At 35.7% G+C, this 24,775-nt stretch carries 23 protein-coding genes and 1 pseudogene; 16 read left to right on the forward strand and 8 right to left on the reverse strand.

Features of this window, described 5'->3' with window-relative positions:
* The first annotated feature begins 279 nt into the window (after window positions 1-279).
* Window positions 280-543 (forward strand): hypothetical protein, encoded by a 264-nt coding sequence (locus tag L1967_RS15185; protein WP_249602356.1) that lies wholly within the window; start codon window positions 280-282, stop codon window positions 541-543.
* Between the two features lie 3 nt (window positions 544-546).
* Here the strand turns inward: L1967_RS15185 and thiL are convergent, their stop codons facing one another.
* Window positions 547-1,599, reverse strand: a complete 1,053-nt coding sequence (gene thiL / locus L1967_RS15190; RefSeq protein WP_249602357.1) for a thiamine-phosphate kinase — start codon at window positions 1,597-1,599, stop codon at window positions 547-549.
* A 307-nt stretch (window positions 1,600-1,906) separates the two neighbouring features.
* Here thiL and L1967_RS15195 point away from each other — a divergent pair, with 307 nt between their 5' ends.
* From L1967_RS15195 to L1967_RS15260, 14 genes and pseudogenes are all read left to right on the forward strand, one after another.
* Window positions 1,907-2,236, forward strand: coding sequence for a HesB/IscA family protein (locus tag L1967_RS15195; RefSeq protein ID WP_249602358.1), 330 nt, complete (start codon window positions 1,907-1,909; stop codon window positions 2,234-2,236).
* A gap of 37 nt (window positions 2,237-2,273) precedes the next feature.
* Window positions 2,274-2,665, forward strand: a pseudogene (locus L1967_RS15200) (four helix bundle protein).
* Window positions 2,666-2,701: 36 nt separating this feature from the next.
* On the forward strand, window positions 2,702-4,147 hold the full coding sequence (sufB, locus tag L1967_RS15205) for a Fe-S cluster assembly protein SufB (protein WP_249602359.1): 1,446 nt from the start codon (window positions 2,702-2,704) through the stop codon (window positions 4,145-4,147).
* Between the two features lie 18 nt (window positions 4,148-4,165).
* Window positions 4,166-4,552, forward strand: coding sequence for a hypothetical protein (locus L1967_RS15210; RefSeq protein WP_249602360.1), 387 nt, complete (start codon window positions 4,166-4,168; stop codon window positions 4,550-4,552).
* Window positions 4,553-4,594: 42 nt separating this feature from the next.
* Complete coding sequence (sufC, locus tag L1967_RS15215) at window positions 4,595-5,347, forward strand: Fe-S cluster assembly ATPase SufC (protein ID WP_249602361.1); 753 nt, start codon at window positions 4,595-4,597, stop codon at window positions 5,345-5,347.
* Window positions 5,348-5,425: 78 nt separating this feature from the next.
* Window positions 5,426-6,739 carry a Fe-S cluster assembly protein SufD gene (gene sufD / locus L1967_RS15220; protein WP_249602406.1) on the forward strand — a complete coding sequence of 438 codons (1,314 nt, stop codon included), beginning with the start codon at window positions 5,426-5,428 and terminating at the stop codon, window positions 6,737-6,739.
* A gap of 46 nt (window positions 6,740-6,785) precedes the next feature.
* Window positions 6,786-8,024 (forward strand): aminotransferase class V-fold PLP-dependent enzyme, encoded by a 1,239-nt coding sequence (locus tag L1967_RS15225; protein WP_249602362.1) that lies wholly within the window; start codon window positions 6,786-6,788, stop codon window positions 8,022-8,024.
* Window positions 7,978-8,475, forward strand: coding sequence for an META domain-containing protein (locus L1967_RS15230; RefSeq protein WP_249602363.1), 498 nt, complete (start codon window positions 7,978-7,980; stop codon window positions 8,473-8,475). The genes L1967_RS15225 and L1967_RS15230 overlap by 47 nt, the downstream gene beginning before the upstream one ends.
* 47 nt (window positions 8,476-8,522) lie before the next feature.
* Window positions 8,523-8,900, forward strand: coding sequence for a SufE family protein (locus L1967_RS15235; RefSeq protein ID WP_084841237.1), 378 nt, complete (start codon window positions 8,523-8,525; stop codon window positions 8,898-8,900).
* 1 nt (window position 8,901) lies between these two features.
* Complete coding sequence (locus tag L1967_RS15240; RefSeq protein ID WP_249602364.1) at window positions 8,902-9,225, forward strand: SUF system Fe-S cluster assembly protein; 324 nt, start codon at window positions 8,902-8,904, stop codon at window positions 9,223-9,225.
* 10 nt (window positions 9,226-9,235) lie between these two features.
* A complete protein-coding gene (locus tag L1967_RS15245; protein WP_249602365.1) occupies window positions 9,236-9,751 on the forward strand; it encodes a DUF2480 family protein in 516 nt (171 codons plus the stop codon).
* Between the two features lie 18 nt (window positions 9,752-9,769).
* The gene (locus tag L1967_RS15250; RefSeq protein ID WP_249602366.1) at window positions 9,770-10,666 is read left to right on the forward strand and encodes a DUF3078 domain-containing protein; all 897 of its coding nucleotides are present in this window, start codon (window positions 9,770-9,772) and stop codon (window positions 10,664-10,666) included.
* A gap of 243 nt (window positions 10,667-10,909) precedes the next feature.
* Window positions 10,910-12,130 (forward strand): GTPase HflX, encoded by a 1,221-nt coding sequence (hflX, locus tag L1967_RS15255; RefSeq protein WP_249602367.1) that lies wholly within the window; start codon window positions 10,910-10,912, stop codon window positions 12,128-12,130.
* A gap of 285 nt (window positions 12,131-12,415) precedes the next feature.
* Window positions 12,416-13,150, forward strand: coding sequence for a hypothetical protein (locus L1967_RS15260; protein WP_249602368.1), 735 nt, complete (start codon window positions 12,416-12,418; stop codon window positions 13,148-13,150).
* Here the strand turns inward: L1967_RS15260 and L1967_RS15265 are convergent, their stop codons facing one another.
* The 3 genes from L1967_RS15265 to L1967_RS15275 are packed head-to-tail and all read right to left on the reverse strand — an operon-like array spanning window position 13,151 to window position 17,740.
* On the reverse strand, window positions 13,151-13,546 hold the full coding sequence (locus L1967_RS15265; protein WP_249602369.1) for a hypothetical protein: 396 nt from the start codon (window positions 13,544-13,546) through the stop codon (window positions 13,151-13,153).
* 38 nt (window positions 13,547-13,584) lie between these two features.
* On the reverse strand, window positions 13,585-14,952 hold the full coding sequence (locus L1967_RS15270; RefSeq protein ID WP_249602370.1) for a DUF5689 domain-containing protein: 1,368 nt from the start codon (window positions 14,950-14,952) through the stop codon (window positions 13,585-13,587).
* A gap of 1 nt (window position 14,953) precedes the next feature.
* Window positions 14,954-17,740: a carboxypeptidase-like regulatory domain-containing protein gene (locus tag L1967_RS15275; protein ID WP_249602371.1), complete on the reverse strand. Its 2,787-nt coding sequence runs from the start codon at window positions 17,738-17,740 to the stop codon at window positions 14,954-14,956.
* Window positions 17,741-17,881: 141 nt separating this feature from the next.
* On the opposite strand from L1967_RS15275, the gene L1967_RS15280 reads away from it, so the two are divergent.
* Window positions 17,882-18,922, forward strand: a complete 1,041-nt coding sequence (locus L1967_RS15280) for an endonuclease/exonuclease/phosphatase family protein (protein WP_249602372.1) — start codon at window positions 17,882-17,884, stop codon at window positions 18,920-18,922.
* Window positions 18,923-18,957: 35 nt separating this feature from the next.
* Here L1967_RS15280 and L1967_RS15285 read toward each other — a convergent pair whose 3' ends face one another.
* The 4 genes from L1967_RS15285 to L1967_RS15300 all read right to left on the reverse strand — a co-directional run bounded on the left by L1967_RS15285 (window position 18,958) and on the right by L1967_RS15300 (window position 24,515).
* Window positions 18,958-19,395 carry a hypothetical protein gene (locus L1967_RS15285; protein WP_249602373.1) on the reverse strand — a complete coding sequence of 146 codons (438 nt, stop codon included), beginning with the start codon at window positions 19,393-19,395 and terminating at the stop codon, window positions 18,958-18,960.
* Window positions 19,396-19,419: 24 nt separating this feature from the next.
* Complete coding sequence (locus L1967_RS15290) at window positions 19,420-20,766, reverse strand: endonuclease (RefSeq protein ID WP_249602374.1); 1,347 nt, start codon at window positions 20,764-20,766, stop codon at window positions 19,420-19,422.
* An 81-nt stretch (window positions 20,767-20,847) separates the two neighbouring features.
* The gene (locus L1967_RS15295) at window positions 20,848-21,951 is read right to left on the reverse strand and encodes a hypothetical protein (RefSeq protein WP_249602375.1); all 1,104 of its coding nucleotides are present in this window, start codon (window positions 21,949-21,951) and stop codon (window positions 20,848-20,850) included.
* Between the two features lie 23 nt (window positions 21,952-21,974).
* Window positions 21,975-24,515 carry a TonB-dependent receptor gene (locus tag L1967_RS15300; protein WP_249602376.1) on the reverse strand — a complete coding sequence of 847 codons (2,541 nt, stop codon included), beginning with the start codon at window positions 24,513-24,515 and terminating at the stop codon, window positions 21,975-21,977.
* Between the last annotated feature and the right edge of the window lie 260 nt (window positions 24,516-24,775).

The following is a 24,775-nucleotide window of genomic DNA, read 5'->3' on the forward strand; positions in this document are numbered from 1 at the left end:
ATCAACAAAGGGTTTAAAGAAAAGTCATTTATCCATATCATTCAGCAGAAATCACTGTAAAAACTAGCTAAAACGGTTAAGATTGCACAAAACACCAATGTAAAACGCATAGAAACGGTGCTATTAAATTTGTCATTTAATGAAAATAAGTGCCAGATATTACATTTTTCGCAATCAAAATCTTAAAAAATATTATTTAACAAAAAATTAGCTATTCTTTGGGATTTTCGTAAGTATTTTTTAATTTTAAAGAGTCAAAAAATTAAAAATCAATCACTTATGAAAGATAATCCCCATAAATTTTCTTTCGCTAAAGTTTACTGTAGTATTTTTGGCCACAAGTTAAAGGTAACCAAAAATGTTACCGATCACGTACACGAATATAAGTGTGCCAACTGCGGACAGGAAATGACAGACACAGCGAATGGATTCTTAGCACCCTTAACAAAGAAATTTAAAGAAACGAACAACTATATCGCCAAAATTCACAAAAAACGAAAAGATCGCCGTCTACGCCAAAGTCATTACGCCAAAGCTTCTTAAGCTTTATTCTTCACTCTTCATAGAGTTCCATCCACGAGCAACTAATGGAATCGCCTGGTTGGCACGTGTGATAAGATGCATGCCTGCGCTTTCTTCGGTCATATGACCAATAATAGTGAGGTTTGGATTTCCTTTTATTTTATCAAAATCTGATTGTGAAATGGTGAATAGTAACTCATAATCTTCACCGCCACTTAATGCAATCATTGTACTATCCAATTCAAATTCTTCACAAACCGATATTACAGCAGGATCCAGCGGCACTTTTTCTTCATATAGATTCACGCCGGTTTTCGAATTTTTACAAAGGTGGATCACTTCAGAAGAAAGTCCGTCGCTAATATCAATCATCGAAGTGGGCTTCACTCCAAGCTCTTTAAGCAAAGGCGGAATATCTTTACGTGCTTCAGGTTTTAATTGGCGTTCGATTAAATAAGTATATTGATCTAGATCTGGTTGCGCATTAGGGTTGGCTTTAAAAACCTGTTTTTCTCGTTCCAATACCTGCAATCCCATATAAGCAGCACCCAAATCTCCGGTCACCACCAGTAAATCATTAGCCTGTGCCCCACTTCTGTATACCACATCTTCCTTTTTAGCTTCCCCAAAAACCGAAATACTTATAAATAATCCAGATGTAGAAGAAGTCGTATCCCCACCAATCACATCGATATTATATAAATCTGCCGCTAATTGTATGCCGGCATATAATTCTTCTAAAGCTTCTACCGGAAAACGATTAGACGGCGCAATAGAAACTGTGATGTGTGTTGCTTTACCATTCATGGCATAAATATCTGATGCGTTTACCATAACAGATTTATACCCTAAATGCTTCAGCGGCATATAAGCAAGATCAAAATGCACACCTTCTACAAGCATATCTGTACTTACCAGTGTTTGCTTATCTTTAAAATCTAACACTGCGGCATCATCACCAATCGCTTTAATCGTAGAAGAATGCTTTGGAGAAAAATTTTTGGTTAAATGATCGATTAATCCAAATTCCCCTAATTCAGATAAACTTGTTTTGGTAGGCTCACTATTATCAAACATCACAAATAAATTTTATGCAAAATAAATGAATATTATGGCAACAACATATACTTAACGAATTTTATCATATAAACTGAAAGGTTTCCTATATTATCCCACTAATAGAATAAGAAGTTCCAGAATTTACAAATCATCCGGAAGATTTTGACATAAAACAACTTAGCCTTTTTTAAACCCGGTAAAATAAAGGCCTTTAATAATAATCGAATACGTCTATTTCTACATTTTTAAAACAAATATTACCGCTATGGTAAAACGCTTGTTTTAATGTATATTTGTACGCGATTTAAAAAGATCTTTTTAAGCTATGATAAAAGTTAGTGAAGATGCAAGAAAAAAGATTTCTGCTCTAATGGAAGAAGAAGGTTTTGACAGCCTTCAGGACTTTGTACGCGTTGGCGTGAAGAGCGGCGGCTGTTCTGGTTTATCGTACGAACTAAAATTCGATAAATCTAAAGCCGATGATGACAAACTTTTTGAAGATAACGATATTAAAATCATTGTAGATAAACGCAGTGTTTTATATCTGGCAGGAACTATTTTAGAATATTCTGGCGGATTAAACGGCAAAGGTTTTGTTTTTAATAACCCAAATGCCCAAAGAACCTGCGGATGCGGTGAAAGTTTTTCGCTTTAAAAAGAAAAGTTCAATGTTAAAGGTTTAATATTCAAAGTTGGCAACAATTAAACAATTTGAAGATTTAGAGATTTGCCAAAAGGCCAGAGAAATCTGCAAGATTGTTTACAAAGCGAAACAGAATACAAATCTTAAAAATGATTTTAAACTATATAATCAATTAAATGGATCATCAGGTTCAATAATGGATAATATAGCAGAGGGATTCGAAAGAAATGGAAATAGAGAATTTATTCAATTTCTTTCTATAGCAAAAGCATCTTGTGGAGAAACCCGATCACAATATTATATAGAGCTTTTGACCGTGGATATCTAAATGAAGATGATTTTGAAGACTTTAAGAACAAAGTTATTTCATTGAGCAGGCAAATAAATGGGTTTATAGATTATTTGCAAAAGAGTGATTTTAGAGGAGCAAAATTTAAATAATATTGAATTTTGAACCTTGAATTATAAAATACTGAAATGGCATATACTGAAGACGACTTAAAAAAAGAACTCGAAACCAAGGAATATGAGTACGGATTTTATACCGATATAGAGTCTGACACCCTTCCTGTAGGTTTAAACGAGGATATTGTTAGAGCAATCTCTAAAAAGAAAGAAGAGCCAGAATGGATGACAGAATGGCGATTGGAAGCTTTTAGGGCATGGCAAGAAATGGAAGAACCAGAATGGGCAAATGTTCACTATCAAAAACCTGACTTCCAAAACATTTCTTACTATTCGGCTCCTAACAAGAAACCTAAATACGATAGTTTGGATGAAGTTGATCCCGAGTTGCTTGATACGTTTAAAAAGCTAGGTATTTCTATAGACGAGCAGAAAAAACTAGCCGGTGTTGCCGTAGATGTGGTCATGGATTCAGTTTCTGTAACCACTACATTTAAAAAGACACTAGCTGAAAAAGGGATCATTTTCTGTTCAATTTCAGAAGCTATTAAAGAACACCCAGAATTAGTAAAAAAATATATCGGCTCTGTAGTTCCTAAGAAGGATAACTTTTATGCCGCTTTAAATTCTGCTGTATTTAGTGATGGCTCATTCTGTTATATTCCCAAAGGCGTTCGTTGCCCAATGGAACTATCAACATATTTCAGAATTAATCAGGCAGGTACAGGGCAGTTCGAAAGAACGCTAGTGATTGCTGATGAAAGTAGTTATGTAAGTTACCTTGAGGGTTGTACCGCGCCAATGCGTGATGAAAATCAATTACACGCGGCAGTAGTAGAACTTATCGCTTTAGATAATGCCGAAATAAAATACAGTACCGTACAAAACTGGTTCCCTGGAGGGAAAGACGGAAAAGGCGGAGTTTTTAACTTCGTAACAAAAAGAGGTCTTTGCGAGAAAAACGCTAAAATATCCTGGACCCAGGTAGAAACAGGATCTGCAGTAACCTGGAAGTATCCTTCATGTGTATTAAAAGGAGATAATTCGGTTGGAGAGTTTTACTCTATCGCGGTAACGAATAACTACCAGCAGGCCGATACAGGAACAAAAATGATCCATCTTGGTAAAAACACCAGGAGTACCATTATTTCTAAAGGAATTTCAGCAGGAAAATCACAAAACTCGTATCGTGGTTTGGTACAAATAAATCCGCGTGCCGAAAATGCAAGAAACTTTTCGCAATGTGATTCCCTATTAATGGGTAATGCTTGTGGGGCGCACACTTTCCCATACATCGAAGCAAAAAACAAAACGGCGAAAGTAGAACACGAGGCTACAACCAGTAAAATTGGTGAAGACCAGATTTTTTACTGTAACCAAAGAGGAATTGATACTGAAAAAGCGATCGCACTAATTGTTAATGGCTTTAGTAAGGAAGTATTAAATAAACTTCCCATGGAGTTTGCCGTAGAAGCACAAAAACTATTAGAAATTTCATTAGAAGGTTCTGTAGGATAAGCGATCTAATTATAGAAAATGAAGAAAATTCTGTTTATATTTTTATTGCTTATTACCATAGCATCCTGCAAAGATGACACCAAGCAGACCGTGCAGGAGAATGTTGCTGAAGAGCAAGAAACTGAACAGGATACCGTACCAACAGTAGTAGGCAAATTCGTTTTCACTGAAAAAGATGCCATTTTAAGAGGCGAAAACTTTATATATAATGTCGAAATCGACAGCTTAAGCCGAAATTTGGGAAAACAAGTTGAAGCTTATAAAACTGATGATTTCGAAATGATCCCGGTAAAAGTGAAAGGAAAATTAAAGCAAAGCCCCAGACAAACCGGAATCAAAAGAAATATAGAATTAAGAGAAATTGTAGCTATCCTTGCCGATAGCACAAAAAATAGACAGGAATAACAAACATAATTTAGGCTTAGCCTAAATGCATACCAAATAATTATGCTTAAGATAAAGAATTTACACGCAAGTATAGAAGGAAAAGAAATCCTAAAAGGAATCGATCTTGAGATTAACCCGGGTGAAGTACACGCTATCATGGGTCCTAATGGATCTGGAAAAAGTACTTTATCTTCTGTTATTGCAGGTAGAGAAGAATACGAAATGACAGATGGTGAAATCATTTTTGAAAATGAAGATCTTGCTGAACTTGATCCAGAGGAAAGAGCTCACAAAGGTGTTTTTCTTTCTTTTCAGTACCCAGTGGAAATTCCAGGAGTATCGGTAACCAACTTTATGAAAACTGCAATTAACGCGCATCGTAAAGCCAATGGTTTAGAAGATATGCCTGCTAACGAAATGCTTAAGCTTATTCGTGAAAAATCGGAATTACTTGAAATCGATCGTAAATTCTTATCAAGATCATTAAACGAAGGATTCTCTGGCGGGGAGAAAAAGAGAAATGAGATTTTCCAGATGGCCATGCTAGAGCCAAAATTATCGATTTTGGACGAAACAGATTCTGGTTTAGATATCGATGCCCTTAAAATTGTATCAAACGGAGTGAATAAATTAAGAACAGAAAATAACGCCGTTCTTGTAATTACACACTACCAAAGACTTTTAAATTATATCGTACCAGATGTTGTACACGTTTTAATCGATGGTAAAATCGTTAAAACCGGAGGTAAAGAACTTGCTTACGAGTTAGAAGAAAGAGGTTACGACTGGATTAAGCAGGAAAAAGCAGTTTAATATTAAAATTCGATAAAAACAGATTGGTTTTTTTGACCAATCTTGAGAATTTGTATGACAACTGATAAACAGAAGAAAATGGAATTAAAAGATAAATTAGTATCATCATTTTTAGCTTTCGACGAGCAATATCAGGTAGATGATGATGTTCAGCAAATAAGAAATCAGGCGATTAAAGATTTTGAGACCCTTGGTTTTCCCAGCAGAAAGGAAGAAGCCTGGAAATACACCTCTTTAAAGTCTGCGCTAAAACACGACTACAGCATTTTTCCTAAAAAAGAAGATGCGATAGAATATACCCAGATTAAAAAGTACCTTAATCATGATATCGATACTTATGATTTGGTATTTATCGATGGTATTTATTCGTCTCATTTATCAAATACCACGCACGATAAAATCGATGTATGCTTAATGTCTTCTGCTTTAAATAAAGACAAATTCAAGCCGGTTATCGACAATTATTTTAATAAGCTTGCTCCAAAAAATGGTCTTAATGCGTTAAATACGGCATTCACCAAAGAAGGTGCTTATATTCATATTCATAAGAATATCATGGCAGATAAGCCAATTCAGATTATTAATTTCTCTACGGGAAATGAATCTTCTTTATTACTTCAGCCAAGAAACCTTATTGTGGTCGATGAGAATTCTCATGTACAGATTATCGAAAAACACCAAAGTTTAACAGATCATCCTGTATTAACCAATTCGGTTACCGAAATTTTTGCAGACCGTCGTGCCATTGTAGATTATTATAAAATCCAGAATGATAAAGAAACTTCATCTTTAATCGATAACACATTTATCGAACAAAAAGACGAAAGTAACTGTTCTGTACACACCTTTTCTTTTGGTGGTAACCTTACCCGGAATAATCTTAATTTCTATCAAAAAGGTGAGCGTATTGACTCTACCCTAAAGGGAGTTACCATTATTGAAGGCAAACAGCATGTAGATCATAACACGCTAGTACACCATATTTATCCTAACTGCGAAAGTCACCAGGATTATAAGGGGATTTTCTCCGATAAATCTGTTGGGGTTTTTAACGGTAAAGTGGTAGTAGAAAAAGAAGCGCAGAAAACCAACGCGTATCAATCTAACAATAATATTCTTGTAGATGATAAAGCCACCATCAACTCCAAACCTCAGCTAGAAATCTTTGCAGATGATGTACGTTGTAGTCACGGTTGTACGATAGGACAATTAGACGAAGATGCACTATTTTATCTACAATCCAGAGGAATTCCCAGAAAAGAAGCTCGCGGATTATTAATGTACGCTTTCGCTAATAACGTTTTAGAAAGTGTAAAAATCCCAGAGATCAAGAAAAGAATCAACAATCTTATTGCTGAAAAACTTGGTATTGAATTAGGTTTCAATCTATAAAGCTATTTTTAAAGTAGCCCATTTTGTCCAGCAAAAACTTTAAGATATGAGTACAGCTACTGAAGCATTAGCCTATAGCGTAGAAAAAATTAGAGAGGATTTCCCTATTCTTAAACGAGAAGTAAATGGATATCCTCTCGTTTATTTTGATAATGCTGCAACTTCACAAACCCCACAACAGGTTATCGATGTGATTGTAGATTATTATTCTAATTACAACGCGAATATTCACCGCGGCGTACACGCTTTATCACAAGAGGCTACCGACAAATATGAGCAGGCCCGTAAAAAAATTCAGGAGCATTTTAATGCCAAAAAGGCTCATGAAATCATTTTTACTTCAGGTACCACTCACGGGATCAATCTTGTAGCCAATGGCTTTGGTTCTTTACTGAAAAAAGGTGACGAAATTATCGTTTCTGCACTGGAACACCATTCTAATATTGTGCCGTGGCAGATTTTAGCTGAAAAAACAGGAGCCCTTTTAAAAGTAATCCCAATGAATCAGAAAGGAGAATTAATCTATTCTGCTTTCGAAGAATTACTTTCAGAAAAGACCAAGCTTGTATTTGTAAATCATGTCTCTAATGCTTTAGGTACCGTAAATCCAATCGAAAAAATCATCTCCAAAGCTCACGAATATAATGCGGCCGTTTTAGTTGATGGGGCACAGGCAGCACCGCATATTAAAGCCGATGTACAGGCTTTAAATGTAGATTTCTACGTGGTTTCTGCACATAAAATGTGTGGCCCTACAGGTGTTGGTATGCTGTACGGAAAAGAAGAATGGCTTAATAAACTACCACCTTATCAGGGCGGTGGCGAAATGATTGCGACGGTAACTTTCGAGAAAACCACTTATGCCGATCTTCCGCATAAATTTGAAGCAGGAACCCCTAATATTTGTGGTGGTATCGCTTTTGGAGCAGCACTGGATTATATGAATAATCTTGGTTTTGATAAAATTGCTGCTTACGAAGAAGAGCTCCTTCATTATGCAACAAAAAAACTTCTGGAAATCGACGGAATGGAGATTTATGGCGTTTCAAAAGAAAAAACAGCGGTAATTTCTTTCAATATTAATGGAATGCACCCGTATGATATTGGTACGATTCTCGACAAATTGGGTATAGCAGTGAGAACCGGGCACCATTGTGCACAACCCATTATGGATTTTTATAAAATTCCCGGTACGGTTCGCGCTTCTTTTTCGTTTTATAATACAAAAGAAGAAATAGATGCATTTATCAAAGCCGTTATTAAAGCCAAAGCCATGCTGGCATAAATCCTTAGTGATTTTAGCGATTTTCAGCTTCCTCTTTTTAAGCGCTTGTAAACAGGAAAACAAACCTAAAGAAACGCCCAATCTTAGCGAGGCTGAACACAAAACGTTAAATAATTCCGAAATTTCAGGTAAATATTCGGTTAAAACACTGGATAATAGCACTGAAAATCTTGGGAATCTTATATTTGACTTTAATTCAGAAAACAAAACACTTGCGGTAACTACAGATTGTAATAATATTGGTGCTAGTTATGAGATTAGTAAAAATAAGCTTACATTTTCTAACGCCATAAGTACCAGGAAGTTTTGTCAGGGAGCAATGCAGAATGAAAATACGATCTCTAAAGTATTGCGCAACATAGAGAAATTTAGTTTTTCTGAAAAAGAGCTTAAGTTATTATCGAATGATAACCAGATTTTAATTAGCCTTATAAAAACCGAAAAAAAGTGAGTAAATCTATACAAGAAATACAAGAGGAAATTATAGATGAATTTTCAATGTTCGACGATTGGATGCAGCGTTATGAATATATGATCGAGCTTGGAAAATCACTTCCGCTTATTGATGAGAAGTATAAAATTGAAGAAAATTTAATTAAAGGCTGCCAGAGTAAAGTTTGGGTTCATGCCGAGTTAAACGGTGAGAAACTTGAATTTACCGCAGATAGCGACGCGATCATTACCAAAGGAATTGTAGCCATTTTAATTAGAGCTTTTTCTGGGCACCATCCTTCAGATATTCTTGAAGCAGACACTCAGTTTATCGACGAGATTGGATTAAAAGAACACTTATCCCCTACCCGCGCCAACGGATTGGTAAGTATGATCAAACAACTAAAAATGTATGCAATTGCATATCAAACCCAATTAAAATAAAATGGAACAGGAAATCGACACTCAGGAATTGGGAGAAAAAATCGTAAAAGTTTTAAAAACCATTTACGATCCCGAAATCCCTGTAGATATATATGAGCTGGGACTTATTTACGATGTAATGGTAAGCACAGATTATGATGTGAAAATATTAATGACGCTTACTACACCAAACTGCCCGGTAGCTGAGTCTTTACCACAGGAAGTGGAAGAAAAAGTAAAATCACTGGATGAAGTAAACGATTGTGAGGTTGAAATTACTTTCGATCCGCCATGGAGTCAGGATTTAATGAGTGAAGGCGCTAAATTAGAATTAGGATTATTATAAAAGAACGTGTATGGCTACAGGAGAAATTGTAAATCGAGTAGCAAACAGTACATTAGTCACTTTTAACCTGGAAGATTATTATCCAAAAGGCCAAAGAGTGGCTTTTGATATTTCAAGCTGGTTGCTGGAAGGTTTTGTATTACGTGAAAGTACTTTTAGAGAGGAAGCAAAAAATTACGATTGGAGCCAATATCAGGATTGCTATGTGGCTTTACATTGCAGTACCGATGCTATTATCCCGGCGTGGGCCTATATGCTTATTGCCACTTACCTTCAACCATACGCTAAAAAGACCGTAACCGGTAGCCTCGACGATTTAGAAAATATTCTTTATACTGAAATTATTCAGCAAATGGATCTTTCAGAATTAGAAGATAAACCGGTAATCATTAAAGGTTGCGCTAACAAACCTGTTCCCAAAAATGCCTATTTGCTATTGATAAGCAAACTACAGCCAATAGCCAAAAGTATCATGTATGGCGAAGCATGCTCTTCGGTTCCACTATACAAAAAACCAAAAAACTAATCCAAATACAACTAACCAATGAAAAAGATTTTACTTAGCCTGCTAATGTTAGGGGGATTTCTAAACATGCAAGCTCAGGAAGATGACAGCGAAGAACAGAAAGAAGGATGGACAACAGAAGGTAACATCCAGCTACTTTTTAATCAGTCGGCATTTAATGCCGAATGGACCGGTGGCGGAACGTCTAATATCGCAGGAAACCTCATCTTTAATTATGATTTTAATTATCTAAAAGATGATTTTACCTGGGATTCTAAAATTTTAGTGGATTACGGACTTACAAAACAAAAAGGAGACGATTTTGCCAGAAAAACCAGTGATCGTTTAGAAATTAACTCGGTTGCAGGTAAACAAGTAGAAGGTTCTAACTGGTTTTATTCATTTTTTACAAATTTCAGAACTCAGGTTACCAAAGGTTATACGTTTAGTAAAGATGCCGAAACGGGTGAAACCATCCGTACAGAACGTACAAACTTTTTCTCTCCCGCCTACCTGCAATTTGGTCCCGGTATGCTTTGGAAGAAAAACGAGAATTTTTATGTAAACATCGCCCCGGCTACCGCAAGGTTTATTTTTGTAGATTCTTACTTTACCAGTGTAGAAGGTTATCAGGACGGTGATTATTTTGGTGTGGATGAAGGAAAATCGTCTCGATTCGAGCTTGGTGCTTCCCTTTCAGCCTATGCTAAATTCGATATTATCGAAAATGTAAAAATGGAAAACATTCTTAATCTCTATTCTAACTATCTGGAAGATCCTCAAAATGTGGATATTGATTACACGATCAATGTAAAGATGAAAATTAACGACTTATTGTCAACAAATTTTATTTTCCAGGCCATATATGATGATAATGCTGTAGGAGCATTTCAGATACGAGAAGTTTTTGGTTTAGGATTTAATTACAGCTTCTAAACCGTTCAAAATACTAAATTTTAAGAGGCTGTCTAAAAACTCAATTTTAGTCAACCTGTTCCGATAGCTATCGGAATTGTTTCAGGTTCTCATAACTATTTTTAAATCAATGAGATGAGATTCTGAAACAGGTTCAGAATGACGTTTTTGGATGTTTGTAGACAGCCTCTTTTTTTGGTTAAATTATTTTGAAAAAATTACGTGCTAAATCACAATACTAATCTATTGTGTACCTTTGTATTTATGATTGAAAAGACAGATTTAAGTTACGAAAAAGCGGTTCTTATTGGGATCATCACTAAGGACCAAAATGAAGATAAATTAGAGGAATATCTGGATGAGCTAGAATTCCTTACCTATACTGCCGGCGGAGAAGTTGCAAAACGTTTCTCGCAAAAAATGGATTTTCCTAATCCAAAGACTTTCATTGGATCTGGGAAAATGGAAGAGGTACGAAATTATGTTGCTGAAAGCGAAATTGGTACCGCCATTTTTGATGATGAGCTATCGCCTGCCCAGCAAAAAAACATAGAGAAAATACTGAAATGTAAAGTATTGGATAGAACCAATCTTATTCTTGATATTTTCGCCCAGCGTGCACAAACCAGCTATGCAAGAACTCAGGTAGAACTTGCCCAATACGAATATTTATTACCAAGACTTGCCGGGATGTGGACGCACCTTGAAAGACAACGTGGTGGTATTGGTATGCGTGGTCCCGGGGAAACAGAGATCGAAACCGACCGTCGTATAGTTCGTGATAAAATTTCTTTGCTGAAGAAGAAACTGGCAACTATCGACAAACAGATGGAAGTGCAGCGTGGTAATCGTGGTCAATTGGTTAGGGTGGCTTTGGTAGGCTATACCAATGTGGGAAAATCGACTTTAATGAACACGATTAGCAAGAGTGAAGTATTTGCTGAAAACAAACTTTTCGCCACCCTGGACACTACGGTACGAAAAGTGGTTATCCGCAATTTGCCGTTCCTTTTAACCGATACAGTAGGGTTTATTAGAAAGCTACCTACACAGCTTGTAGAATCTTTTAAATCGACTTTAGATGAAGTTAGAGAAGCCGATTTATTGTTGCATGTAGTCGATATTTCACATCCTAATTTTGAAGAGCATATCGACTCAGTAAATCAAATTCTGGATGAAATAAAAAGTTCAGATAAACCAACGCTTATGGTTTTTAATAAGATCGACCAATATGTACCTGAAGAAATTGCTGAAGATGATCTTATTACCGAAAAAACAACCGCGCATTACACGTTAAGCGAATGGAAACAAACCTGGATGAACCGTCTTGGTGATAACGTATTATTTATTTCGGCATTAGAAAAAGAGAATATGGAGCATTTTAGAAAGAAAGTCTACGAAGCTGTTCGTAAAATTCATATTACACGCTTTCCCTATAACAACTTCCTATACCCTGAATACGATAAATACGGAGAAGAAAAGTAATCAATCACTATTCTTCAAAAGAAACAAACCGCGATTATCAAACGAACTCGGGGCAAAAAATATTAAAAAATAAATTTTTTTGAATGTCCGCAATAAATCATAATGTGGTGTGGTCACCCTGAACTTGATTCAGGGTCTCATCACAATAGATTGATTTTCAATACAGTATGAGATTCCGGATCAAGTCCGGAATGACGAAAACAACAAATTATTACAAATTACGGATAATCATTAAGTCTCGATTATCGAGTAAATTTAGTATCTTCATTATCAAAAATTGGTGTGATGAAGATACTTTTTTCATTTATAGCTTTCAGTATATTTCAGCTTGGTAATTCACAAAGTTTAGCAGGTTTAGAGGGATCGTGGGAATTAATTTCAGAAAATAAAACACCTGTTGAGCTTACTACGGTTCGTATTTATCAGGATGTTTTTTTTGCTGAAGGCACTAAAGAAGGTGACTATGATTTTAAAAATGCCAAAGGTGGAATTTATGAAGTTGAAGGATCTTCTTATACCGAAAAATTCGAGTTCAATTCGGCAAATAAAGAAAAAGTGGGAAATATCAATAATCTTGTTGTTGAAGTGACCAAAGACACCCTAAAATTTAAAGAACAGGATTTCACACAAACCTGGCTTAAAATCGGTGATTATCAGGACGAGCTTTCAGGAGTTTGGATCATTACTGGTCGGCAGAAAGATGGTGAAATGCAAAAACGGGAAATTGGAGATCGTAAAACTATAAAAATTCTTAGCGGAACACGTTTTCAATGGATCGCTTACAACTCGGCCACCGGAGAATTCTTTGCGACAGGTGGCGGATCATACCTGGCAAAATATGGCCGATATATCGAAAATATCGAGTTTTTCTCTAAAGACGATTTTAGAGTGGGTGCCAGCTTAACTTTCGATTATCAAATCCTAAACAACGAATGGCATCATCGTGGTAAAAGCTCGGCCGGTGATGCTATTTACGAAATCTGGTCGCCTTATAAAACCGAAGAAATTATCAGGGATTAATCAACGGGTTAGAATAGCCTCTTCAGGCAAATAAAAAATTCCCGGTGGATTTTTAGTAAGATTAAAATACAGCACATCTTCCTGAGTATGATATTGCATTCTTATTTTACCCTGGGATTGCTCATAGCTACTTTCTATGGTGCCGGCAAAATTCCCTTCAGAGATTTTAAGTAATACAATAGAGAAGGTGTCATCATTAGCGCAATCTATACGCTCGCCATTATCAAAAATGGCACAATGTTTACCGCGGTATTCTTTGTCGCTAATCTTTTCCAGTTCGATATCAAATTGCTGGAAACCGTCTGGCGAAGTCCATTTCCAGGAACCCGTGATATCCTGTGCATTCATAAAATATATCCTAAAAACAATGAATATCACAGCTAGTTTAAGTTTCATTCTTTGATTGTTTGGGGTTTTAATTTTTACGAAAATAATTATTCAGCAGTTATTCTTATGTTATCAATATCATAAGTTGTGGTGCGTGAAGGATCTCTTCCCTGATAACGAAAACCTATATAAACTTCAGCAGTAAAACAGGAAAGATCGATCTTAGAATTTGTAAAATTCACCCCACTTTGTCTGGAAGGCCCTATAGGAATATTGGCTTCTAACAACTGCCAGTTTACATTCTTTGGATCGTCATCAAAATCTTCACTTACATAAACCTGCAAAATAGTTCCGTTGTCATAAGAGGCTTTAATATCAAAAGACAAAACTTCATTTAGTGTTTGCGAAAGATCTATGGGCGGAGTAATAAGCCAGGCCTCCAACGGATTCTCCCCGGTATTATAGGCCGAAATTCTGATCGTTCTATTCCCGTTAGCCGTGGCATCCACAAATCGCTCTTCTCCTCCGTTTACGTTTAGGTTAGTCCACCCTAAAGGATCTAATTTATTCTCGTTGGTGATTTCAGCAAAGTTTTCTTCAAATAAAATCGTTTCACCTTCCGTAGTATTGGTGCCGCAGCTAAAAAATTCGGAATCACAGCGATTCCCTTCAAACAACAAATCTTCCGAAGAATTCACCTGAATAATATAAAAATCATCGTAAAAATCACGTCCTAAAACACCCAATATGCTTCCTGAGTTTTCCGGCAAATTAAGCCATCTAAAATCGGCATAAGTGCTTGTGCTTAGCAAAGCCGTATCATCACTACCACATTCTTCTATTTGGCGTAAACCATCAAATTGATCGAAAGTTTCAGCCGCAAAAGTGCTATTGGTTGGTGTCACTAAATTTCGGTTAAACTGAATATGATCTAACTGCACATAAGTACTTAATAAAGTTGCTGAAAAATCCCCAATTTTGATTTGCTGCGGAATGATGTCTTCTATAATTTCTGAACGAATTAGATATTCATCGATTTCTGAAGGCGTTATTGGATCGAGATCACCCCTGTTTTGTTTCCCCAACTGAATTAATCCGTTATTTTTCGAAATACTGAGTCCGTTTAATTTTACAAAAACTTTTCTTCCGAAGTTATAACGCTGATAGAGTGCATTTTCATCAATCAAAATTTGTATACCGGCTTCGGGATTTTCAGGATGATCCTGAAGAATGAGTTCATTATAAAAATTACCGGCACGATCAGACGAAATTACATAGCCTTCAAAATAATGATCTCCTGAAAATGTATAGATCTCCCCTGTTTCTTCATTATAACTATTCTTTACTGCACGCAGACTGATTTTGGTGCCTTCTACGCCTACATTCTTGGGAAGCTGGCTTTGGGGCACGTTATAATCATCGGTCTTCACACAACTGATCAAAATGAGTATAAAAAGGCTTAGAAATTTCTTCATTTTAAAACCTAACATAAAGATTAGCAAAATAAGTGGTACCATAGCCGTACCAGTAACGATTCCCAAAAACCGGTGTTTCACGTTGCCGATCTTCCTGCAAACTGGTGAAATTTGCATTTCTGGATTGTTCGTAACCGCCCGTTTTATAAAGCTTATCCAGTATATTATTAAGGCTTATAAAAATGCCCACATAATAATCACCCAGTTTCCAGGATTTTCCTCCAATCGCATTCAGCAGAAAATAATCGCCTAAATTTTCCTGTTTAAGATATTTTCTGGCTAATTGCGCATCATAATTTTCTAACGGCAAACCATCGGTATCGGTAGCAAAATTTGCCGTTCGAAGCAACGGACTCACATTGATAAACGCATTTGCAAAATAGTTGGCCGTAAAACCAAACCACCAGTAATCGGGATCACGATATTCAAAACCTAACTGCACGGCCTGTTGTGGTCCATTTGCGAGCCGATAATTCTCTAAACGTGTTTCCCCGTAATTCACATTGCCGGCAAAATTATTGCTGGTTAAATATAAATTAGGGTTATTGGAATAGATAAACTGCCCTAGCGCTACAGCCGATTTTAATTTTATGGTTGAAGTTACCTGAGCTTCAGCCCCAAACTCGATCCCTAAATGCTGCTTTTCGGCATCATAAAGAATCTCCTGAACAAAAGCGGTTGTTGTATTTCTCCCCAAACCAGAAAGACCATCTACATAATAAAAAGAGACATCAGTCACATTTCGAAATTGTGTAAAATAGCCGCTGATTTTAAGATTGAAATTTGGCGAACGATAACGGTATGTAGCGTCTACACTATACATTTGTTCGCTATCCAGATCCTGAACCACCGTGTTATTTTGCCGCGGATTGGCAAAACTATTTTGTAGTGTTGGTGGATTACTGGCAAAAAACAGATTAGAGGAAACGGAATGCCGACCTGTAAAATGATACGTTATTCCAGATTTTAATCCGAAATCGATAAAATTCAGTTCCTTACTTCTCCCAAGTGAATTATCCGGGAATAATCCGTTTTGGTAATTACCAAAACGCTCATAATTTGTAAAACTCATTTTTGCAGAAAAGTAAGTTTCGATATGCTTCGTTGCGAATTGAAGTTGTGAAAATGCTTGAAGACTATTGGCATTTAGATCGTAATTATATTTATAAATATCACCCTGGGTCACTAAACGATTGGGATTTTGTACATCGCTTTGAGCAACCTGCTCTAACGAATAATCATTTATGGGTTCAGCAAAGAAATCGATATCCAGAAAATGATTTGCGCCAAAAAGATCGTCGATTTTCGCATAATTATGACTTTGCAAATACTGAAAATTAATTCCGCCATTCAGTTTAAACTTTGCATTTATGGTATGATCAACAATAGCGTTAAGATACATGGAATGGTCATCATTGCGATCTTCGGTTAAAGCATACACCGCATTATTCCCATTATTGGTTTCAGCCATGTTTGCGCCATAAATCGCCTGCCAGTTTAATTGTCCATTTTCCCTGAATGCCGCCGCACTTTTGTATGCTGCTTCGTAGTTCTCTCTCCCTTCAGATCTTAAAAAATAACTTGGCAAATTTTGATAATAGGCGGGATCTGGATTTTGCCCTCCGCCTTCATAAGAGGCCTCATCGTTAAATCGCACTAAATTAGTACCTCCATAATCGATCCTGGTATTCTCGATATGTCCAAACTGATAAGCAACATTGGTATTTATCTTCGTATTTTCTGAAAGATCCCAAAAGTGATTCAGCATCAAAATAGGCTCCTCTACCCGGCGTTGCCGGGAATTTCTGATCTCATCTCCCTGAAACCCCCAATAGCTATTATATTTTCTTCCTTTTAAATCAAAAACTTCATTGGTGATCGCTGCTGATTTTCCCCGAATATTAGGCGTATAAATTGCCGCAACATTCAGGCTGTGATTTTTGTTTATCTTTTTTTCTACGGAAAGAAAAGCTGACTTCGCCTTATACGAAGTTCCTTCAATATAACCCTCTTCAGCAAATCTCCCTGAAAGGGATAGCGTATAAAACCAATTATTTTTTAATTCTCCCGAACTATAGGTGGCCATAATCCTGGAGCGATAGCTTCTATTGGCTGCGGATAAAGTAAGACGACCTCCTTTTGAGTACTTTGATGCCCGCATTACAAAATTGGTAGTACCGGCAGGGCTTCCGAAGCTATTATCCACTGCAGTAAGGCCAAAATTAAAATCCTGATTACGCTGCACATCGTTTAATCCGCCCCAATTACTCCATTGCGGCCTGCCATTTTGGATTTTATTTAGCGGAATACTATTAATCATTACTTTCCCATATTGGCTATCGTAGCCCCGTGGTTTAAAATAGGTCTGACTAAAATCGTAAGCTGCAGCATTTAAAAAAGCGTCCTTGCCAGCGGTTAAAATCGATGAAAAGCCAGCATCTATCTGATCATCGTCCAGCTGATTTTCGCTTAAATTTATATTTCCCAATTGTGACTGCTCTTCGATGACATCTGGAATTAGCCTAATAACCCCTAAATTTAAACTTGCCTGATCCAGAAGTACAGGTAAGCGCAACGACTCAAAACCAGGTTTAGAAATGTTCAATATATAATTTCCCATTTCTAAATCGTCGAATTTTAAAGTGAATCCCCCGTTGACATCTGTGGTTTCTTTTAGAAAATGATTTTCTATACTCACCGAAACGCCAGCAATCACCTCCTGAGAATTGGCGTTAAGTATTTGTCCAGAAATTAACCTTTCCTGGGCCTGTAAAAAGCCGAAAGACATTGAAATCATCCAAAAAAAGACCAATCCTTTCACTGAAAATCAATACATTAGATATTCAAGTTAACAAATAGTATTCGAAACCGTATAACTTTATCAATAAAAATTAAGATTTTTAACGCAATCACTTAAAATAGTAAGATTTTGACTACTAAATTATTAACAGTCCTTTTTCTTTTATACTGCGGAATTGGGCTTGCTCAAGGTCGGGATACCTACGATGTTTTGACCATTGCTTTTTACAACACAGAGAATCTTTTTGATACTGAAAATGATGATTTTACTTTTGATGACGATCGTACACCTGAAGGTAAAGATGCCTGGACTAAAGAAAAATATACGCTTAAATTAAACAATATTGGACGGGTATTATCAGAAATTGGGACGGAATTCTCTGGCCATAGTCCCGAGATTATTGGATTATGTGAGGTAGAAAATTACAGTGTACTTGAAGACTTATTAAACACTGAAAACTTAAAAAATAAGAACTACAAAATTATCCATTTTGATTCGCCAGATCGTCGCGGGATAGACAATGCACTACTCTACAATTCTAAAGTATTTACTCCGATAAAATCGAAAGCTATTGCAGTTCCTTTACAAAACAAGGAAGGAAAAAGAAAATATACTCGGGATATTTTATTGGTAACCGGAAAAATTCAAAATGAAAAAATTGCTTTTTTGGTAAATCACTGGCCATCCAGAAGTGGTGGCGAAAAAGCAAGCCGAAATTATCGAAAATCGGCAGCATTGGTCAACCGGAAAATATGCGATTCGCTTTGGGCGATCAATCCTTCATTTAAAATTATCAATATGGGGGATTTTAATGACGATCCTAAAAACAAGAATGTAAAAAATGTGCTGAAGACTTCAGAAAGTCCAAATCAATTTCAGTTTTATAATCCGATGCTAAAGTTATATAAAAACGGTGTTGGCAGTTTAGCGTATCGGGACAATTGGAATTTATTTGATCAGATCTTAATATCCGGAACGCTGCTGACTAAAAATTATGAGCATTTTCAGTATTACAAAGCAGGAGTTTTCAAAAAAGATTATTTGGTGACCTCTACGGGGCAGTATAAAGGATACCCCTTCCGAAGTTATGGATATAATGGCTACCTGGGTGGCTATAGCGATCATTTCCCAGTATATCTTTATCTTATAAAAAAGAAAAATCCCCGTTAAAAACAGGGATTTTCGATATTTTGAAGGTTAATTTTTTATAACCATGCGTTCCAAGGAATTCTTGAAAGAAGTACCACCAAAGCAATCGTATAAAATATCGCCAGTGTTTTAAATTTTGGCGTAGAAGTTAATTTCTTCTTGTGTTTTGAATAGCCTATGGTAATTAAAGCAATAGCGATAATCATCATAAGAGGATGCTCAAGGTTATACAATCTTAGCGTATCATCACTCATTACTCCGCCCATTCCAACTTCGCCCCACATTTTAAAATAAGGTGCTACAAAGTAAAGAACAATACCAATAAGTAACTGAATATGAGAAACGATAAGCGTAAAAAGGGATATTCTAAAATTACCGGCACTATATTCTTTACCGGAAACCCAACCAATAATTGCACTTATCGAAGCGATGGTAAGCATTATAACTACTAAATAAGCCCAGTAGGAATGTATAAATTGAATAGTTTGGTACATAATTTTCTTTTTTACAAAAATAGGTTATTCCCATCGATTTTCGGCATCACTTCCACCCCAAATAAGGGTCACTAAATATGGATTATCGATAAACGGATTTCGGTTACCTTGTGCAGCTTCGATTACGTTATTTCTTTGCATTTCGAATTCTGAAACAGGATCTTCTACATTCCACTTAAGGAAAAGATCTAAACCTCCAACGTTATCAAAACTCTCACCATATCGAATATTAAGGTAGAAAATCATTCTTGCTACATCACCTTTCCAATCATCACCGGGATACCATTGTTCATTATTCCCTACAAGACCATATTCTCCATTACCATCAGCATAAGGATAATTTAATCTTAAAGAATTTATACTAGCATCGGCAGAACGCAAATGATGTAGATCTGTAACCGCATCTTCTGAAGATAATCTTGACTGAGGGTAAATATGCTCAGTATTAAAAGTTTGTGGAGAGTAAGAATTACTACTTGATGTATATTCCTGCCAGTATCTTCTTTCTCCAGAATACATTAAAATTACATCATCCTGATTGTCTGGATCGGCATCTGCACTATATAAATAATCATGTCTTTGGAAGTAAGTAAGTATGGTGGTATGCATATCAATAGTCAAATCTGTTATTGACTCCTTTGTAATCTCTGAATTTGCCGAAAAAACGGTGTTTTTATAGTACTCCTGAAGTTCAGCTGGAATATTGAATGCTAAAGGTTCTGAAATTTTAACAGTTACTGTAGCAGTAGAACAGGAAGGAGTTTCGTCATCATCACAAATAGTATAAGTAAAATTGGCCTCTCCTTGAAAATCTGCAGCAGGAGTAAAACTTACAGTTTGATCCCCGTTTAAAACAACTGTTCCGTTTTCACCATTCTCTACGCTAGTGATTTTAGCTCCGTCAATCAAATCATCATTATCGGTAAGATCATCAATTATGATAGTTACTCCAGTTACTCCAATAACAACATCATCTACTGCTTTAGGGGAACCCGTATCTTGCACTATTAACTTTACCGTCGCCGTAGAGCAATTTCCTTCTTTATCACAAATGGTATAAGTAAAACTATCTTCACCAGTAAAATTATCAACTGGGCGATAAGTAAAGCTTCCATCACGGTTATCCACAATTTCCCCTCCAGCAACTGTTTCTGTATCAAATTCTTTTAAACGCGTACCTGTTGGAACTATATCGTTATCCAGTAATCCCGTAATTTTAAATTCAGTATCCTCTATCGTGTTAAATTCATCATCTACTGCTTCGGGAAGCTCTTTTACTATATCATCTGTAGGATCTACCGGAGCATCGCTATCGTCACTACTACATCCTAATATTGCGGCAAGACAAATTAAACATAAAAACTTCTTCATAATCATTTCATTTTATTAATAAATAAGAAAACCTTTCGCATTTAAAATACGAAAGGTTTTGTTTTTACAAGGCTAACAAGATTATAAATCTACCCAAGAACCATCTTCTGATTTGATTACTGACCTTGTCTCATCTGAAGTACCTCCAGCATAAACCGTATATTTTACGACGTATTTTTGACCTACTTCAGCATTTGGAGATAAATTATCTAATACCACATTAATCGCTTCTAGTAACATATCATCATCCCAACGGGATTTATTAAAGTTTCCATAATTGCTCAAATTATCTGTAGCATCAGGATATTTAGATGAAAGTTCATTAGCGGCTAAAGTATAATCTTCAGATGTGAATGAATACTGAATTGTATTATCAGGAATCCAAGTTTCACCATCATGACCAAATTGTAAGGTTTGGCTTAGTACATTATCATAGATAGACCACATTTCACCATCATAAATAAAATATGCGATATAGCTAACAGTCTTACCACTTTTATATAGTTTGTACATTATTGGTTGAATATCTCCAGCTTCAACAGTTTCATACTTAAATTTGTCCTTTAAGTAAATAGGGATTTTTTGGTATGCCTCATCTTCATTTGAGAAGTTCGCATAGCTTTCTCCCATTTCTGCATATTCCTCTTGCGTGAATCCTTGGATAAACATCCACTCGCCATTAACATAAAAGAACCCATTATTCAATTCTTTAGTTCCTCCATCAAAATAATCATAAGTTAAAGAAACTAATGTCCTATTTTCAGCATCTGGATATTCACCTTTTAGAAAATCATAAATTTGGCTCATTCCATCCCAATTAGGATATTTATCATCACCATATTTAGCATAATCATCATTTGTAGCAGAATAAACAATTAAGCTATCCTCTTTGGGGCGAGAAGAGTAAATATCATAAGTAACAGAAGCTAAAGACCCTTTACCTAATGCAGGATACTTTTCACTTAAAACCTGAGGGATTAAACTTTTTGCATCATCTACACTATTAAAATTTGAATAGTTAAGATCTAAAATATCTGTATAATCCTTTTCTTCTAAAGTATAATCTATATTCCCTTGAATTTCGTTATCCTGAATATTAAGATCATCATAAATATCATCCATAGGATCACAACCAACTGAGAAAAGTGTTGTTAAACCTACTATTAGAGTGAAAATTTTTTTCATTTCTATATTTTTATCTTTAATTTTTAAAATTTAAGGTTAAAACTTACACTGTAAGTTCTTCCCGCTCCAAAATAAACCAACGCATTTTGAGCTCCATTGCCTTGATCATTCGCATCAGAGATATACTCGGTATTCAATGCGTTATTAATTTTTCCGTATAATGATGCTTGGAAAGGACCAAAATCGAATGTATGCTTAATTCCTAGATCAAAAAGTCCATAATCTGGAGCTTTCCAAGTATTTATTCCTTCTTGCTTAGAGTCATCTCTATCCTCTACATAATAAGAAGAATACATATCTCCAGCATAATTATAATCTACAAAAATTGTTGATTTAGGAGCAAAATCATAACTCGCTCCTACAGCAAAAGTAGTTTGAGCAGCATCTCCTACTTTCAAATCTTTAGAGTATACAAATAACTTTTGTGGGTTCCCGTCATCACCAGTTATAACTTCTCCGTTTTCATCTTGTTTCACACCTTCTACATTATTAGTCCATTTCCAATCTCCTAGAGAAAGCATTCCATTAAACTTAAAGTTATCTGTTACATTATATGATAACTCTAACTCTACCCCTTGGTGTACTGCGTCTACACCTTGAAGGTTATAAAACAATCTAGTATTTTGATCAGCAGGATTACTATAACTTCCTGCAATAGATTTATCTATCCATTGAGTACGATATAAATTTAATGCAACTTTTAAATTTGGAAGTCTAAACCCATATCCTAACTCAGTACTAAATACTTTCTCATTAACAGCATCTTTATTTGCTTCTGTACTACCAGTAGCATTTAAGAATACATTGGTAAGAAAAGGAGCTCTTGAAAAATAACCTACATTAGCAAATACGTTTTGATTATCTGTGAAATTATAATTCGCACCTCCTTTTACTCCGTATCCTAAAAAGTCTACTTTATCTGATTCTTTTTTCTCGATATTTTTTAGATTATTTTCTACACTATAAGTAGTATTAGAAATATCTGCAGCTAGAAATACATTAAAATTATCTAAAATATCATACTCTGCTTGAGCAAATACACCCCCTCGTAACACTTTACCATCATAATCTTTACCAAAAGTATCTCCTACTTGTAAAGCCTGTCCAGCATTTAAATCACTAGAATTATCGTTTAACCAATAATCACCTCCTAACAAGTCAGTAATTTCATACCAGTGAGAACCTATATAATATCTACCATCAATTCCTCCTGAAATAGTTAATTTATCAGTAGTTCTATTTTTGAATGTAGAAAGTATACCATACCACTGGTGGCTATTATTTGAAGCAAAAATCATATCTGTTGCTCCTAAAGCACCTCTTTCTCTATTTTCGTCTACAATTTTATCGAAATCTATTGGCTGATCGAATCCCCCAATTCTATATTCATCAGATCCTATCTTATCACCTTCTGTTCTACGACCTCCACCAGATCCAAAAGAAGCATAAAGAGCAGTAGAAATATTTGTTTTTTCACTAACTGTCCAATAATGGTTTAAAGACATCTGAGGTTTATGATAAAAGTTATAAGAAGAATTATAAATTTTTCCATTTTTATATCCCCAATCGGCATTAAATCTTTTTGGTCCCTGCTCTGTTCTTTTATATTCTTCTATAGTCTCCCTAGTGTAACGTTGACCATGTTCTTGTTGAGCACCAAACGCATTAAAAGAAAGAAGATGATTTGGGTTAATTTGTTGAGATAAATTCACAAAATAATTATATCCTTCAAATTGAAGACCATTAACATATCCATCACCTTTAATTCTTGATGCAGAAACTGTCGCTGCAAAACCTTTATCAGAAAGACCTGTAGAATATGTCATTCCATATTTTAAATATCCGTTATTACCAATTGAAGAGGATATTTTACCACCTTCTACAGCATCTATACTTTTGGTAACAATGTTAATAGTTCCCCCTATAGAAGGAACGGCTACTTTAGATGCTCCTAAACCTCTTTGTACCTGCATTGTAGAAGTAACATCTCCTAAACCTGCCCAGTTACTCCAATATACCGCTCCATTTTCCATATCGTTAACCGGCACACCATTAATCATAACAGCAACGTTTTCAGAGCTAAAACCACGTATATTAACACGGCCATCTCCATATCCACCACCTTGTTTTGTGGCATAAATACCTGGAGTACTTTTAAGTATTTCAGGAAACTCCTGAGTTCCTAATTTCAATGCTATTTCTTCAGATTTAATTGTAGAAACCGCTACTGGTGTCTTACGGTCAATTGCTAAAGAATATGCAGTTACCAAAACTTCGTCTAAAGCTCCCTCATCCATTTGCAGCGATAAAGTACCAAGATCCTTTTCTTCACCGTTAGCGATAGTAAATTTTACAGATTTTGATGCAAAACCAACATAAGATAGGTTAAGTACACCCTGATTTTTATCAACCTCTATTGTAAAAAGCCCGTCAAAATCGGTAGTAACCCCAATTGATGTACCTTCTACAATTACATTTACACCCGGTAGAGGTGTATCAGTTTCACCGTCTACCACTTTACCGGTTAAAACTCCCTGAGCTTGGGCTAAGGCAGTTAACATCATGAACGCTACAAATAATAGATTTGTAATTTTTTTCATTGCACTTGTTTGATTTGATTTTAGTTCGGCGCAAAAGAAGTTATTCTTCCAAAATCCAAGTTTAACGTAATGTTAAGGATTTTTATTTAACATCTTAATGCGTGTCAAAACTAAAACATTTTTTGAAAGCATTGAAATTGAGAGCTTAAAAGTTATTTACATAAGGTATTTTGTCTTATACTTTTAACCTTATTAAAAATTTAACAGCCTTTTAATGAAAATAC

The organism is Zunongwangia pacifica, from assembly GCF_023499215.1.
In the GTDB taxonomy this organism is placed as follows: domain Bacteria; phylum Bacteroidota; class Bacteroidia; order Flavobacteriales; family Flavobacteriaceae; genus Zunongwangia; species Zunongwangia pacifica.

Excerpts from the sequence above, each read along its gene's own strand:
- L1967_RS15185 (WP_249602356.1), top strand. The coding sequence starts at position 280 with ATGAAAGATAATCCCCATAAATTTTCTTTCGCTAAAGTTTACTGTAGT.
- thiL (WP_249602357.1), bottom strand. The coding sequence starts at position 1,599 with ATGTTTGATAATAGTGAGCCTACCAAAACAAGTTTATCTGAATTAGGG.
- L1967_RS15195 (WP_249602358.1), top strand. The coding sequence starts at position 1,907 with ATGATAAAAGTTAGTGAAGATGCAAGAAAAAAGATTTCTGCTCTAATG.
- sufB (WP_249602359.1), top strand. The coding sequence starts at position 2,702 with ATGGCATATACTGAAGACGACTTAAAAAAAGAACTCGAAACCAAGGAA.
- L1967_RS15210 (WP_249602360.1), top strand. The coding sequence starts at position 4,166 with ATGAAGAAAATTCTGTTTATATTTTTATTGCTTATTACCATAGCATCC.
- sufC (WP_249602361.1), top strand. The coding sequence starts at position 4,595 with ATGCTTAAGATAAAGAATTTACACGCAAGTATAGAAGGAAAAGAAATC.
- sufD (WP_249602406.1), top strand. The coding sequence starts at position 5,426 with ATGGAATTAAAAGATAAATTAGTATCATCATTTTTAGCTTTCGACGAG.
- L1967_RS15225 (WP_249602362.1), top strand. The coding sequence starts at position 6,786 with ATGAGTACAGCTACTGAAGCATTAGCCTATAGCGTAGAAAAAATTAGA.
- L1967_RS15230 (WP_249602363.1), top strand. The coding sequence starts at position 7,978 with ATGCATTTATCAAAGCCGTTATTAAAGCCAAAGCCATGCTGGCATAAA.
- L1967_RS15235 (WP_084841237.1), top strand. The coding sequence starts at position 8,523 with ATGTTCGACGATTGGATGCAGCGTTATGAATATATGATCGAGCTTGGA.
- L1967_RS15240 (WP_249602364.1), top strand. The coding sequence starts at position 8,902 with ATGGAACAGGAAATCGACACTCAGGAATTGGGAGAAAAAATCGTAAAA.
- L1967_RS15245 (WP_249602365.1), top strand. The coding sequence starts at position 9,236 with ATGGCTACAGGAGAAATTGTAAATCGAGTAGCAAACAGTACATTAGTC.
- L1967_RS15250 (WP_249602366.1), top strand. The coding sequence starts at position 9,770 with ATGAAAAAGATTTTACTTAGCCTGCTAATGTTAGGGGGATTTCTAAAC.
- hflX (WP_249602367.1), top strand. The coding sequence starts at position 10,910 with ATGATTGAAAAGACAGATTTAAGTTACGAAAAAGCGGTTCTTATTGGG.
- L1967_RS15260 (WP_249602368.1), top strand. The coding sequence starts at position 12,416 with ATGAAGATACTTTTTTCATTTATAGCTTTCAGTATATTTCAGCTTGGT.
- L1967_RS15265 (WP_249602369.1), bottom strand. The coding sequence starts at position 13,546 with ATGAAACTTAAACTAGCTGTGATATTCATTGTTTTTAGGATATATTTT.
- L1967_RS15270 (WP_249602370.1), bottom strand. The coding sequence starts at position 14,952 with ATGAAGAAATTTCTAAGCCTTTTTATACTCATTTTGATCAGTTGTGTG.
- L1967_RS15275 (WP_249602371.1), bottom strand. The coding sequence starts at position 17,740 with ATGTCTTTCGGCTTTTTACAGGCCCAGGAAAGGTTAATTTCTGGACAA.
- L1967_RS15285 (WP_249602373.1), bottom strand. The coding sequence starts at position 19,395 with ATGTACCAAACTATTCAATTTATACATTCCTACTGGGCTTATTTAGTA.
- L1967_RS15290 (WP_249602374.1), bottom strand. The coding sequence starts at position 20,766 with ATGAAGAAGTTTTTATGTTTAATTTGTCTTGCCGCAATATTAGGATGT.
- L1967_RS15295 (WP_249602375.1), bottom strand. The coding sequence starts at position 21,951 with ATGAAAAAAATTTTCACTCTAATAGTAGGTTTAACAACACTTTTCTCA.
- L1967_RS15300 (WP_249602376.1), bottom strand. The coding sequence starts at position 24,515 with ATGATGTTAACTGCCTTAGCCCAAGCTCAGGGAGTTTTAACCGGTAAA.